Origin of the sequence: Leclercia sp. W6 (assembly GCF_003336345.1) — a bacterium.
Classification (GTDB): Bacteria; Pseudomonadota; Gammaproteobacteria; order Enterobacterales; family Enterobacteriaceae; genus Enterobacter.
Genome location: NZ_CP031104.1, coordinates 3163710 through 3177254, shown reverse-complemented (window position 1 = coordinate 3177254; position 13545 = coordinate 3163710). Strand labels below are relative to the sequence as shown.

Here is a 13545-nt window from a genome sequence, read left to right as displayed (position 1 = left end):
TTGGGTTTTGGGCTTTTGCCGTGATTTGCTGCGGAGCGGCACTTCATATGCTTCCAGGGGTGGAAACAAGGATATTCAGGAGAAAACGTGCCAAAAATCCGCCATTTATGTTTAGCCAGTCTCTTGCTGACAAGCGGAATCGCCAGCGCGGCGAACGTTCGTTTACAGGTTGAGGGGCTATCCGGGGCGCTGGAAAAAAACGTACGCGCACAGCTCTCCACTATTGAGAGCGACGAAGTGACGCCCGATCGTCGCTTTCGCGCTCGCGTGGACGACGCCATCCGTGGCGGTTTAAAAGCGCTCGGCTACTACGAGCCGACCATCGACTTCGAACTGCGTCCACCGCCGGCCAAAGGACGGCAGGTGTTGATTGCCCGCGTCAAGCCTGGGGTTCCGGTGCTCATCGGCGGCACGGACGTGGTGCTGCGCGGCGGCGCGCGTACCGATCAGGACTATCTTGAACTGTTGAACACGCGGCCAAAGAACGGCACCGTGCTCAATCACAGCGACTATGACGGCTTCAAAAAAGATCTGACCAAGGTGGCGCTGCGCAAAGGCTACTTCGACAGCCAGTTCAATAAAAGTCAGCTCGGCATCGCCCTCGACCGCCATCAGGCGTTCTGGGATATCGACTACGACAGCGGAGAACGCTACCGCTTTGGTGATGTGACCTTCGAAGGCTCGCAGATCCGTGATGAGTATTTGCAGAATCTGATCCCTTTTAAAGAGGGCGACTATTACCAGTCGAAAGATCTGGCCGAGCTCAACCGCCGTCTGTCAGCTACCGGCTGGTTTAACTCAGTGGTGGTGGCACCAGAGTTTGATAAAGCGCGACAGACCAAAGTGCTGCCGCTGCACGGCGTGGTATCGCCACGCACCGAGAACACCATTGAGACCGGGGTGGGCTACTCCACCGACGTCGGCCCGCGCGTAAAAGCGACGTGGAAAAAGCCGTGGATGAACTCCTACGGCCACAGCCTGACCAGCAACGTCAGTCTCTCAGCCCCGGAACAGCAGCTCGATTTCAGCTATAAAATGCCGCTGCTGAAAAATCCGCTTGAGCAATATTACCTGGTGCAGGGCGGCTTTAAGCGTACCGATCTGAACGACACCGAAGCGGATTCCACGACCCTCGCCGTGTCGCGTTACTGGGATCTCTCCAGCGGCTGGCAGCGCGCCATTAACCTGCGCTGGAGCCTCGACCACTTTACCCAGGCCAACGTCACCAACACCACCATGCTGCTCTATCCGGGGGTGATGATCAGCCGGACCCGTTCCCGCGGCGGCCTGATGCCGGACTGGGGGGATTCCCAGCGCTATTCGATAGACTACTCCAATACCGCCTGGGGCTCGGATGTGGATTTCTCCGTGGTACAGGCGCAAAACGTCTGGATCCGCACCTTTTATGACCGTCACCGCTTTGTGGTGCGTGGCAACCTGGGCTGGATTGAAACCGGCGACTTTGAAAAAGTGCCGCCGGATCTGCGCTTCTTCGCCGGGGGCGATCGCAGCATTCGTGGCTATAAATACAAATCCATCGCGCCAAAAGATGACGACGGCAAGCTGATCGGGGCCTCGAAGCTGGCTACCGGCTCGCTGGAGTATCAGTACAACGTCACCGGAAAATGGTGGGGCGCGACCTTTATCGACAGCGGAGAAGCGGTGAGCGATATCCGCCGCAGCGACTTTAAAACCGGCGCAGGCGTCGGGGTGCGCTGGGAGTCACCGGTCGGGCCGATCAAGCTCGATTTCGCCGTGCCGGTGGGCGATAAAGATGAACACGGTTTACAGTTTTACATCGGTCTGGGGCCGGAATTATGAGTTTATGGAAGAAAATCAGCCTCGGCGTGTTGCTGTTTATCCTGCTGCTGCTGGCTGCGGTGGCCTTTCTGGTGGGGACCACCAGCGGGCTGCATCTGCTGTTTAAGGCGGCAGACCGCTGGGTGCCGGGGCTGGAGATTGGCCAGGTCACCGGCGGCTGGCGCGACTTACACCTGAAAAACGTCCGCTATGACCAGCCGGGCGTGGCGGTCAACGCCGGGGATCTGCATCTGGCGGTGAAGCTCAGCTGTCTGCGCGACAGCAGCCTGTGCATTAACGATCTGTCGTTAAAAGATGTCTTCGTGACGATAGATTCCAAAAAAATGCCACAGTCAGAGCCCGTTGCCGAAGAGGAGAGCGGGCCGCTGGATCTCTCCACGCCATACCCGATATCGCTTAACCGGGTGGCGCTGAATAACATCAACGTCAAAATCGACGACACCACCGTGTCGGTGATGGACTTCACCTCCGGCCTGCGCTGGCAGGAGAAAAACCTGACCCTGACCCCGACTTCTCTGCAAGGGCTGCTGATTGCCCTGCCGAAAGTGGCGGAGGTGGCCCAGGAAGAGATCGTCGAGCCTAAAATTCAGAACCCGCAGCCGGAAGAGAAGCCGCTGGGCGAAACCCTGAAGGATCTCTTCTCGAAACCGGTCCTGCCGGAGATGACCGACGTTCACCTGCCGCTGAACCTTAATATTGAAGAGTTTAAGGGCGAGCAGCTGCGCCTTACCGGCGATACCGATCTGACGGTCTTCAACATGCTGATGAAAGTGAGCAGCATCGACGGCAACATGAAGCTCGACGCGCTGGATATCGACACCAACCAGGGGAGCGTCAACGCCACCGGCAACGCCCTGTTGCGGGATAACTGGCCGGTGGATATCACTCTCAACAGCACCCTGAACATCGACCCGATTAAAGGCGAGAAGGTGAAGCTGAAGGTGGGCGGCGCCATGCGCGAACAGCTGGAGTTTGGCGTGAACCTCTCCGGCCCGGTTGACGTGGTGCTGCGCGGCCAGACCCGGCTTGCAGAGGCGGGCCTGCCGCTCAACCTTGAGGTGGTGAGTGAGCAGCTCTACTGGCCATTTACCGGTGAGAAGCAGTACCAGGCCGATGACGTGAAGCTGAAGCTCACCGGCAAAATGACCGATTACACCCTGTCGTTCCGCACTGCGGTGAAAGGGGAGGGGCTGCCGCCTGCCGGCATCACTCTGGATGCGAAGGGCAACGAGCAGCAGATCAATCTCGACAAGCTGACGGTGGCGGCGCTGGAGGGCAAAACCGAGCTGACGGCGCTGCTCGACTGGCAGAAGGCGATCAGCTGGCGCGGGGAGCTGAAGCTCACCGGGATCAACACCGCCAAAGAGGTGCCGGACTGGCCCTCGAAGCTCGACGGGCTGATTAAAACCCGCGGTAGTCTCTACGGCGGTAGCTGGCAGATGGAGGTGCCGGAGCTGAAAATCACCGGCAACGTGAAGCAGAACAAAGTGGATGTGAACGGCTCGCTGAAGGGCAACAGCTACCTGCAGTGGGTCATCCCGGGCCTGCACGTCGCGCTGGGGCGCAACACCGCCGATATTAAGGGCGAGCTGGGGGTGAAAGATCTCGATCTGGATGCCACCATCGACGCGCCGAATCTGGATAATGCCCTGCCGGGGCTGGGCGGAACCGCGAAAGGACTGCTGAAGGTGCGCGGCACGGTAGAAGCCCCGCAGCTGCTGGCGGATATCACCGCCAACGGCCTGCGCTGGCAGGATCTCACCATCGCCCGGGTGCGGGTGGATGGCGACGTGAAATCCACCGATCAGATCGCCGGGCACCTGAACCTGCGGGTCGATCGCATTTCCCAGCCGGGCCTCAACCTTAATCAGGTCACGCTGGAAGCCAAGGGGAGCGAGAAGCAGCACGATCTCCAGCTGCGCATTCAGGGTGAACCGGTCTCCGGCCAGCTGCACCTGGCGGGCAGCTTTGACCGCCAGGAGACCCGCTGGAAAGGCACCCTGGATAACACCCGCTTCGCCACCCCGGTGGGGCCGTGGTCGTTATCGCGCGCTATTGCCCTGGATTACCGCAACGCAGAGCAGAAGATCAGCATCGGGCCGCACTGCTGGACTAACCCGAATGCCGAACTGTGCGTGCCGCAGACCATTGACGCAGGCGCAGAAGGGCGGGCGGTGGTCAACCTTAACCGCTTCGATCTGGCGATGCTCAAGCCGTTCATGCCAGACACTACGCAAGCAAGCGGCGTGTTCAGCGGCAAGGCGGATGTCTCCTGGGATACCACCAAACCGGGGCTGCCGGAGGGCAACGTCACGCTCGCCGGGCGTAACGTGAAGGTAACGCAGGTGGTGAACGATGCGCCGCTGCCGCTGGCCTTCAGCACTCTTAATCTCACCGCCGATCTGCATAACAACCGCGCCGAGCTGGGCTGGCTGATCCGCCTCACCAACAACGGGCAGCTGGACGGCCAGATCCAGGTGACCGATCCGCAAGGACGGCGCAACCTGGGGGGCAACGTCAATATCCGCAACCTTAACCTGGCGATGGCGAATGCCATCTTCTCTCGCGGTGAGAAGGCGGCAGGCATGCTGAATGCCAACCTGCGGCTGGCCGGCAGCGCCCAGAGCCCGCAGCTGTTTGGTCAGATGCAGCTGAACGGGGTGGATATCGACGGCAACTTTATGCCGTTCGATATGCTGCCGAGCCAGCTGGCGATGAACTTTAATGGTATGAGTTCGACGCTTACGGGCACCGTGCGTACCCAGCAAGGGCAGATCAACCTCAGCGGCGATGCCGACTGGAGCCAGCTCGATAACTGGCGCGCCCGGGTGGCGGCCAAAGGCAGCAAGGTGCGGATCACCGTGCCGCCGATGGTGCGTTTAGACGTCTCGCCGGATGTGGTCTTTGAGGCCACGCCGCAGCTGTTCACCCTTGATGGCCGCGTCGATGTACCGTGGGCTCGTATCGTGGTGCATGAACTGCCGGAAAGCGCGGTGGGCGTCTCCAGCGATGAGGTGATGCTCAACAACAACCTCCAGCCGGAGGAGCCACAGACCGCCTCTATCCCGATCAACAGCAACCTGATCGTACACGTGGGTAACAACGTGAGCCTGGATGCGTTTGGGCTGAAGGCCAGACTGACCGGCGATCTGAAAGTCGCGCAGGATAAACAGGGGCTGGGCCTGAACGGGCAGATCAACATTCCGGAAGGGTGTTTCCACGCCTACGGCCAGGATTTGATGGTGCGTAAAGGCGAACTGCTCTTCTCCGGCCCGCCGGATCAGCCGCTGCTGAATATCGAAGCGATCCGTAATCCGGAGGCCACCGAAAATGATGTGATCGCCGGGGTGCGCGTGACGGGCACCGCGGACGAACCGAAAGCGGAAATTTTCTCTGACCCGGCCATGTCACAGCAGGAAGCGCTCTCATACCTGCTGCGCGGGCAGGGGCTGGACAGCAATCAGAGCGACAGCGCGGCGATGACCTCAATGTTAGTCGGTCTGGGGGTTGCACAAAGTGGTCAGGTTGTGGGTAAAATCGGCGAGACGTTTGGCGTAAGCAATCTGGCGCTGGATACCCAGGGGGTCGGCGACTCCTCTCAGGTGGTGGTCAGCGGCTATGTACTGCCGGGTCTGCAGGTGAAATATGGTGTGGGGATCTTTGACTCATTAGCAACTCTCACGTTACGCTATCGCCTGATGCCTAAGCTATATCTGGAAGCGGTGTCTGGCGTAGACCAGGCACTCGATCTGCTCTATCAGTTTGAGTTTTAGCAATGCGAATATTTGTCTACGGCAGTTTAAGAACAAAGCAAGGCAACAGCCACTGGATGACTAACGCCCAGTTGCTGGGGGATTACAGTATCGAGAACTACCAGCTGTACAGCCTGGGCCACTATCCAGGCGCCGTTCCGGGAGAAGGAGCAGTACACGGTGAGGTTTATCGTATTGATAATGCCACGCTGGCCGAACTTGATGCCTTGCGCACCAAAGGCGGGGAATACGCTCGCCGGTTAATCCAGACACCCTACGGCAGTGCATGGATGTACGTGTACCAACGTTCGGTGGAAGGTCTGACGCTGATTGAAAGCGGTAACTGGTTAGACAGAGACCAGTACTGATATGAATAACGCCACCTTCGGGTGGCGTTGTTTTTTCAGGCCGCACAGATTTTGTAGGCCGGGTAAGGCGCAGCCGCCACCCGGCAACAGGCCGCACAGACCAAAAAAAGCCCCGACAAGTCGGGGCTCTCTTCACGCAGAAAGCATTACTTCTTCGCGCGTTCGAAGGAGGCAACGATTTCCGCTTTAGCGGCTTCTGCGTTGTCCCAGCCTTCCACTTTCACCCATTTGCCTTTCTCGAGATCTTTGTAGTGCTCGAAGAAGTGGGCGATCTGCGCTTTCAGCAGCTCTGGCAGGTCGTTCACATCTTTGATGTGATCGTACTCTTTGCTCAGCTTGGTGTGCGGTACCGCAACCAGTTTCGCATCTTCACCCGCTTCGTCGGTCATTTTCAGCACGCCAACCGGACGGCAGCGGATCACGGAGCCCGGCTGCAGTGGGTATGGCGTTGGGACCAGCACGTCTACCGGGTCACCGTCCAGAGACAGGGTGTGGTTGATGTAACCGTAGTTGCACGGATAGAACATCGCGGTAGACATGAAACGGTCAACGAACAGTGCGCCGGTGTCTTTGTCGATTTCGTATTTGATAGGATCAGCGTTCGCCGGGATTTCGATAACTACGTAGATGTCTTCCGGCAGTTCTTTACCCGCTGGGACGTTGAGTAAGCTCATGTCTGTGTCCTTTAAATGATTGGTAATCAAGTGGCGAGTATTATAGCCAACTGGCGCGGAATGTCTCCGCCTGTTTTCGCCAATCCCTGTTCCTGAAAACCATTATCAGCACTTTCTCATGACAATATAATCCATAAACTCAGCCGCATTTTTAATGGCTCAGTGAAAGCGATTACAAACTTGTGATTAACGTTTTATTCACTTTTCCGAAGTGTGATGTAACACACTCCGTTACATCTCGCATTGTCTATAGTCTCTTCGCAGAACATTTTTTACCCAACAATAAACTACCCTACGAGGACGCACTTATGTGGAAGCGCTTACTTCTTGTCACAGCAGTTTCGGCAGCCATGTCGTCTATGGCGATGGCCGCCCCCTTAACCGTAGGACTTGCCCAGGTCGGCTCAGAGTCCGGCTGGCGCGCCGCTGAGACCAACGTCGCGAAGAGTGAGGCCGAAAAACGCGGCATCACGCTGAAGATCGCCGATGGTCAGCAAAAACAGGAAAACCAGATCAAAGCGGTACGCTCTTTTATCGCTCAGGGCGTTGACGCCATCTTCATTGCCCCGGTCGTGGCGACGGGTTGGGAACCGGTTCTGAAAGAAGCGAAAGATGCCGAAATTCCGGTCTTCCTGCTCGATCGTTCCATCGATGTAAAAGACAAATCTCTCTATATGACCACCGTCACCGCCGACAACGTGCTGGAAGGCAAATTGATTGGTGAATGGCTGGTGAAACAGGTGGATGGTAAGCCGTGTAACGTGGTGGAGCTGCAGGGCACCGTGGGCGCCAGCGTGGCCATCGACCGTAAGAAAGGCTTTGCTGATGCCATCTCCAAAGCGTCAAACATCAAGATTATCCGTTCTCAGTCCGGCGACTTCACCCGCAGTAAAGGGAAAGAGGTCATGGAGAGCTTTATCAAAGCTGAGAACAACGGCAAGAACATCTGCATGGTTTACGCCCATAACGATGACATGGTGATCGGCGCTATCCAGGCGATCAAAGAGGCGGGCCTGAAGCCGGGTACCGACATCCTGACCGGCTCTATCGACGGCGTACCGGATATCTATAAAGCGATGATCGACAAAGAGGCCAACGCCAGCGTGGAACTGACGCCAAACATGGCAGGCCCGGCCTTTGACGCGCTGGAGAAATTCAAGAAAGACGGCACCATGCCAGAAAAAGTCACGATCACCAAGTCCACGCTCTATCTGCCTGATACCGCTGCAGAAGAGTTAGAGAAGAAGAAAAATATGGGCTACTAAGCTCGACTGAAAATGCCGGGCGACGCTGCGCTTGCCCGGCCTGCGGCTCGCTTTTTGTAGGCCGGATAAGCGTAGCGCCATCCGACATGATGCAGGGGGAACCATGATCACAGACCAACAACAGGAAATCCTCCGCACAGAAGGATTGAGCAAATATTTTCCCGGCGTAAAAGCGCTGGATAACGTCGATTTCAGCCTGCGGCGTGGCGAGATCATGGCACTGCTGGGCGAAAACGGCGCCGGAAAATCGACCCTGATTAAAGCCCTGACCGGTGTCTATCACGCCGATCGCGGCACCATCTGGCTGGAAGGCCACGCCATATCGCCCAAAAATACCGCCCATGCCCAGCAGCTGGGTATCGGGACGGTCTATCAGGAAGTGAACCTGCTGCCGAATATGTCGGTGGCGGATAACCTGTTTATCGGCCGCGAGCCTCGACGTTTTGGCCTGCTGCGCCGTAAAGAGATGGAAGAGCGCGCCACAAAACTGATGGCGTCATACGGTTTCTCTCTCGACGTCCGCGAGCCGCTCAACCGTTTCTCGGTGGCGATGCAGCAGATCGTCGCCATCTGCCGGGCTATCGATCTCTCGGCAAAAGTGCTGATCCTCGATGAACCTACCGCCAGCCTGGATACCCAGGAGGTCGAAATGCTCTTCACCCTGATGCGCCAGCTGCGCGACCAGGGGGTGAGCCTGATTTTTGTCACCCACTTCCTCGATCAGGTGTATGAGGTGAGCGACCGCATTACCGTCCTGCGTAACGGCGGCTTCGTCGGCTGTCGCGAAACCCGGGAGCTGCCGCAAATCGAGCTGGTGAAAATGATGCTGGGCCGCGAGCTGGAGAGCAATGCCCTGCAGCGTGCGGGCCGGACGCTGCTCAGCGAGAAGCCGGTGGCGGCGTTTAAAGGGTACGGCAAGAAAGGCACCATTGCGCCTTTTGATCTTGAGGTGCGCCCGGGCGAAATCGTCGGACTGGCGGGGCTGTTAGGGTCGGGACGTACCGAAACCGCCGAGGTGATCTTCGGGATCAAACCTGCCGACAGCGGCACAGCGCTGATTAAAGGTAAACCCCAGACGCTGCGCTCCCCGCATCAGGCTTCCAGCCTCGGGATCGGTTTCTGCCCGGAAGATCGCAAGACTGACGGTATTATCGCCGCCGCTTCGGTGCGCGAAAACATTATTCTGGCCCTGCAGGCCCAGCGCGGTTGGCTGCGCCCCATTCCCCGTAAAGAGCAAAATGTGATTGCCGAGCGCTTTATTCGCCAGCTTGGCATCCGCACCCCGAGTGCGGAGCAGCCGATCGAATTTCTCTCCGGCGGTAACCAGCAGAAGGTGCTGCTGTCACGCTGGCTGCTGACCAAACCGCAGTTCCTGATCCTCGACGAGCCGACCCGCGGTATCGACGTAGGGGCGCACGCGGAAATTATCCGCCTGATCGAAACCCTCTGCGCCGACGGTCTGGCGCTGCTGGTGATCTCATCGGAGCTGGAGGAACTGGTGGGGTATGCGGATCGGGTGATCATCATGCGCGACCGTCAGCAGGTGGCCGAGATCCCGCTGGATGCGCTCTCCGTTCCGGCAATCATGAACGCCATTGCGGCATAAGGAGTAGATCGTGATGTCACGTTCACTTTCTCAGACCGGCGAGACGAAGCGCCGCTTCAGCTGGCCCACCGGCACGCCGCAAATCATTGCGCTGATCCTGGTGTTGCTGGTGGACAGCCTCGTTTCGCCGCATTTTTATCAGATTATCCTCCAGGATGGCCGCCTGTTCGGCAGTCCGATTGATATCTTAAACCGTGCCGCGCCGGTTGCCCTGCTGGCGATCGGCATGACGCTGGTGATCGCCACCGGCGGTATCGACCTGTCGGTCGGGGCGGTGATGGCGATTGCCGGGGCGACGGCAGCCTCAATGACCGTGGCCGGACACAGCCTGCCGGTGGTGCTGCTGGCGACGCTGGGCACCGGCGTGCTCGCGGGATTATGGAACGGCATCCTGGTGGCGATCCTCAAAATCCAGCCCTTTGTCGCCACCCTCATTTTAATGGTGGCCGGACGCGGGGTGGCGCAGCTGATCACCTCCGGGCAGATCGTCACCTTCAACGCCCCGAATCTGGCGTGGATTGGCAGCGGATCGCTGTTCTTCTTCCCGACGCCGGTGATTATTGTGGTGGTCACCCTGATCGCCTTCTGGCTGTTCACCCGCAAAACCGCCCTCGGGATGTTTATCGAAGCGGTGGGGATTAACATTCGCGCCGCGAAAAACGCCGGGGTCAGCACCCGTCTGATGGTGATGCTCACCTACGTGTTGAGCGGGGTATGTGCCGCCATTGCCGGGATTATCGTCGCGGCGGATATTCGCGGGGCCGATGCCAATAACGCCGGGCTCTGGCTGGAACTGGATGCGATCCTCGCGGTGGTGATTGGCGGCGGCTCGCTGATGGGCGGGCGCTTCAACCTGCTGCTGTCGGTGATTGGCGCGCTGATTATCCAGGGGATGAACACCGGGATCCTGCTGTCGGGTTTCCCGCCGGAACTCAACCAGGTGGTGAAAGCGGTGGTGGTGCTCTGCGTGCTCATCGTGCAGTCGCCGCGCTTTATCAGTCTCATTAAGGGGATGCGTGGTCATGATAAAACGTAATTTACCGCTCATGATAACCCTGGGCGTGTTTGTGCTGGGGTATCTCTACTGCCTGACGCAGTTCCCCGGTTTTGCTTCGACGCGGGTGATCTGCAACATCCTGACCGACAACGCCTTCCTCGGGATCATCGCCGTCGGCATGACCTTCGTGATCCTCTCCGGCGGGATCGACCTCTCCGTCGGGTCGGTGATCGCCTTTACCGGCGTCTTCCTGGCTAAGGCGATTGGCTACTGGGGGATCTCCCCGCTGCTGGCCTTCCCGCTGGTGCTGGTGATGGGCTGCGCCTTTGGCGCCTTTATGGGACTGCTGATCGACGCCCTGAAGATCCCGGCGTTTATTATCACCCTCGCCGGGATGTTCTTCCTGCGCGGCGTCAGCTATCTGGTGTCGGAGGAGTCGATCCCGATTAACCATCCGGTCTACGACACCCTCTCAAGCCTGGCGTGGAAAATCCCCGGCGGCGGCCGTCTGAGTATTCTCGGGCTGGTGATGCTGGGCGTGGTAGTGATCGGCATTTTCCTCGCCCACCGCACCCGCTTTGGCAACGAAGTGTATGCCATCGGCGGCAGCGCGACCTCCGCCAACCTGATGGGCATCTCCACCCGTAGCACCACCATTCGTATCTATATGCTCTCCACCGGGCTGGCGACGCTGGCGGGGATCGTCTTCTCCATCTATACCCAGGCGGGCTATGCGCTGGCGGGGGTAGGGGTGGAGCTGGACGCGATTGCCTCGGTGGTGATTGGCGGCACGCTGCTCAGCGGCGGCGTCGGCACGGTGCTGGGCACGCTGTTTGGGGTGGCGATCCAGGGGCTGATCCAGACCTATATTAACTTCGACGGCACCCTCAGCTCGTGGTGGACCAAGATTGCGATTGGCATTCTGCTGTTCATCTTTATCGCCCTGCAGCGCGGCCTGACGGTGCTCTGGGAGAACCGCCAGAACTCGCCTGTTACCCGGGTGAGCACAACCAGCAAGCTATAAGCGCCTGAATTTACTTCAAGTCTAAATCTTTTCCGGTAGCGGCCGATAACCCTTAATTCTGTCCAGATTTATCTCGCTACCGGAAATTACATCATGCTTAAAACGCTATCGATTCGTACCGGCTTGCTTTCGTTACTGGCCGTCATGACCCTCCTGCTGCTGCTTGTCAGCGGTATCGGCATTTATGCCCTCACCCAGAGCTCCTCCTCTTTGCAACGCATTAACCATCTTCAGGGCGAACAGCTGGTGCAGCTTAATTCGGGCTACACCCTGATCCTGCGCGCGCGCAACGAGGCGGGGCAGGCCGTCCGCATGATGGAGGTGGGGCTGCTGGATGACGCCACAAAATCGGTGAAAAACATCAATGACGAACTCAAACAGGCGCAAACCACGCTGAAAAGCGTGATCGATAGCGGGGTAAACGATCCCGAAGGTGAGGCGCTGCTGAAGAAAGTGGCCGCGAGCCTCGCCGCCTATAATGCTGAGGGGATCGTGCCGATGCAGAACGCCCTCAATGCGCAGAATGCCGATGACTATTACGATCTGCTGGAGAACCGTCTGGTGCCGGTAGCGCGTCAGTTTGATAACGATATGCAGGCCTTCCAGGCCTGGAGCGACAGCCGCGGCAAAGCTGAAGTCGCCGCGGTGCAGGCGAGTAAAAGTCGGGTGATGCTGCTGATCATCGTCGCCGCGCTGCTGACCGCGGGCATCATCGTGCTGGCGTGGCTGGCGCTTCGTCATATGCTGCTGAAGCCGCTCTCCTCCTTTATCGCCCAGCTTGAACACGTGGCCGCTGGCGATTTAACCCATGCCCTGACCGCACCGGCAAGCCAGGAGTTTAACCGCCTCAACGCCGCCATTGAGGGGATGCGTCAGTCGCTGATGGGCTCGGTGCTGCGGGTGCGCGATGCCAGCTCGCAGATCGATACCGGCAGCCGGGAGCTGACCGCAGGCAATATGCACCTTGCCCAGCGTACAGAATCCACCGCCACCTCGCTGGAGCAGACCGCGGCCAGCATGGAAGAGATCACCGCCACGGTGAAGCAGAACGCCCACAATGCCGAGCAGGCGCATCAGGTGGCGAAGACGATGTCAGATACCGCTGACCGCGGCAGCGAGATGGTCTGTTATGTCATTGAGAAGATGCGCGATATCTCCGGCAGCGCCGACCGTATCGCCGATATTCTCAGCGTGATCGACGGTATCGCCTTCCAGACCAATATTCTGGCGCTGAATGCCTCGGTGGAAGCCGCCCGCGCGGGTGAGCAGGGGCGCGGCTTTGCGGTGGTGGCCGGAGAGGTCCGTAACCTCGCCAGCCGTAGCGCCGATGCGGCGAAAGAGATCCGCACGCTCATCAGCGATTCGCAGGCGCACGTCAGCGAAGGCAGCGAACTGGCGCAGCAGGCGGGTGAAACCATGGACGAGATCGCCAACGAGGTGATGCGCATGACCCGCCTGATGCGTGAGATCGCCAATGCGTCGCACGAGCAGAGCCGTGGTATTGAGCAGGTGAATATTGCGGTCAATCAGATGGACGAAACCGCGCAGCAAAACGCGGCGCTGGTCCAGCAATCGTCCGCCGCGACGCGCTCGCTGGAAGAGCAGTCCCGCGAGCTCATCGAGGCGATGTCACTGTTTAAGCTGTCGTCGCAACAGGCGTAGCCTTATCCTCTTCCGGCGCCGGGAGGTTTTCCGCGCCAGCCGGGGTGCTGGCGATATGGTCATGAATGGCGCCCAGCAGCTTTTCCATCTCGGCGGTCAAGCGCAACGCATAAGGTGTTGGCTCAAGAAACAGACCCTTGCGGGTAAACAGCGGCTCATTAAACAGCATGCCAAAGCGTTTCAGGGCCAGGCTGACTGCTGGCCTGGACATCTCAAGACGTGAAGAGGCTTTGGCCATGCTCCCGCACCTGACGACTTCAATAAATACCGGAATCAGATTGAGATCGATGCCAGTGGATGAGCGAGAGAGGTTTTTCATATCGGCTGATTTCCATTGAACGCTATTTGAACGCCGTCATGATGACGCATTGATTCA

Annotated in this window: 10 protein-coding genes; 8 read left to right on the top strand and 2 right to left on the bottom strand. The window is 58.7% G+C overall.

Annotated elements, in window-relative coordinates; genetic code table 11:
• Positions 1 to 87: 87 nt before the first annotated feature.
• Genes tamA through DVA43_RS15470 form a run of 3 tightly spaced genes read left to right on the top strand, consistent with a single transcriptional unit; the run spans position 88 to position 5941 of the window.
• Positions 88 to 1821, top strand: a complete 1734-nt coding sequence (gene tamA / locus DVA43_RS15480) for an autotransporter assembly complex protein TamA (protein WP_114316068.1) — start codon at positions 88 to 90, stop codon at positions 1819 to 1821.
• Positions 1818 to 5594 (top strand): autotransporter assembly complex protein TamB, encoded by a 3777-nt coding sequence (gene tamB / locus DVA43_RS15475; protein WP_114316067.1) that lies wholly within the window; start codon positions 1818 to 1820, stop codon positions 5592 to 5594. The genes tamA and tamB overlap by 4 nt, the downstream gene beginning before the upstream one ends.
• 2 nt (positions 5595 to 5596) lie before the next feature.
• Entirely contained in the window at positions 5597 to 5941 is a 345-nt protein-coding gene (locus DVA43_RS15470) for a gamma-glutamylcyclotransferase (RefSeq protein WP_103823030.1), read from the top strand.
• A 146-nt stretch (positions 5942 to 6087) separates the two neighbouring features.
• Here DVA43_RS15470 and ppa read toward each other — a convergent pair whose 3' ends face one another.
• Entirely contained in the window at positions 6088 to 6615 is a 528-nt protein-coding gene (ppa, locus tag DVA43_RS15465; protein WP_103178006.1) for an inorganic diphosphatase, read from the bottom strand.
• A 308-nt stretch (positions 6616 to 6923) separates the two neighbouring features.
• Here ppa and ytfQ point away from each other — a divergent pair, with 308 nt between their 5' ends.
• The 5 genes from ytfQ (at position 6924) to DVA43_RS15440 (ending at position 13169) form a co-directional block, all read left to right on the top strand.
• Positions 6924 to 7880: a galactofuranose ABC transporter, galactofuranose-binding protein YtfQ gene (ytfQ, locus tag DVA43_RS15460; protein WP_114316066.1), complete on the top strand. Its 957-nt coding sequence runs from the start codon at positions 6924 to 6926 to the stop codon at positions 7878 to 7880.
• A 103-nt stretch (positions 7881 to 7983) separates the two neighbouring features.
• Entirely contained in the window at positions 7984 to 9486 is a 1503-nt protein-coding gene (ytfR, locus tag DVA43_RS15455; RefSeq protein WP_114316065.1) for a galactofuranose ABC transporter, ATP-binding protein YtfR, read from the top strand.
• 10 nt (positions 9487 to 9496) lie between these two features.
• Entirely contained in the window at positions 9497 to 10522 is a 1026-nt protein-coding gene (ytfT, locus tag DVA43_RS15450) for a galactofuranose ABC transporter, ATP-binding protein YtfT (RefSeq protein WP_168194501.1), read from the top strand.
• Positions 10509 to 11507 carry a galactofuranose ABC transporter, permease protein YjfF gene (gene yjfF / locus DVA43_RS15445; protein ID WP_114316064.1) on the top strand — a complete coding sequence of 333 codons (999 nt, stop codon included), beginning with the start codon at positions 10509 to 10511 and terminating at the stop codon, positions 11505 to 11507. The genes ytfT and yjfF overlap by 14 nt, the downstream gene beginning before the upstream one ends.
• 93 nt (positions 11508 to 11600) lie before the next feature.
• Positions 11601 to 13169, top strand: coding sequence for a methyl-accepting chemotaxis protein (locus DVA43_RS15440; protein ID WP_114316063.1), 1569 nt, complete (start codon positions 11601 to 11603; stop codon positions 13167 to 13169).
• Here DVA43_RS15440 and DVA43_RS15435 read toward each other — a convergent pair.
• Positions 13144 to 13488: a LysR family transcriptional regulator gene (locus DVA43_RS15435; protein ID WP_114316062.1), complete on the bottom strand. Its 345-nt coding sequence runs from the start codon at positions 13486 to 13488 to the stop codon at positions 13144 to 13146. The two genes, DVA43_RS15440 and DVA43_RS15435, sit on opposite strands and share 26 nt — an antisense overlap.
• Positions 13489 to 13545: the final 57 nt, after the last annotated feature.

Bases quoted from the DNA above. Each gene is read 5' to 3' on its own strand.
- DVA43_RS15470 (WP_103823030.1), top strand. From the start codon at position 5,597: ATGCGAATATTTGTCTACGGCAGTTTAAGAACAAAGCAAGGCAACAGC.
- yjfF (WP_114316064.1), top strand. From the start codon at position 10,509: ATGATAAAACGTAATTTACCGCTCATGATAACCCTGGGCGTGTTTGTG.
- DVA43_RS15440 (WP_114316063.1), top strand. From the start codon at position 11,601: ATGCTTAAAACGCTATCGATTCGTACCGGCTTGCTTTCGTTACTGGCC.
- tamB (WP_114316067.1), top strand. From the start codon at position 1,818: ATGAGTTTATGGAAGAAAATCAGCCTCGGCGTGTTGCTGTTTATCCTG.
- ytfQ (WP_114316066.1), top strand. From the start codon at position 6,924: ATGTGGAAGCGCTTACTTCTTGTCACAGCAGTTTCGGCAGCCATGTCG.
- DVA43_RS15435 (WP_114316062.1), bottom strand. From the start codon at position 13,488: ATGAAAAACCTCTCTCGCTCATCCACTGGCATCGATCTCAATCTGATT.
- ytfR (WP_114316065.1), top strand. From the start codon at position 7,984: ATGATCACAGACCAACAACAGGAAATCCTCCGCACAGAAGGATTGAGC.
- ppa (WP_103178006.1), bottom strand. From the start codon at position 6,615: ATGAGCTTACTCAACGTCCCAGCGGGTAAAGAACTGCCGGAAGACATC.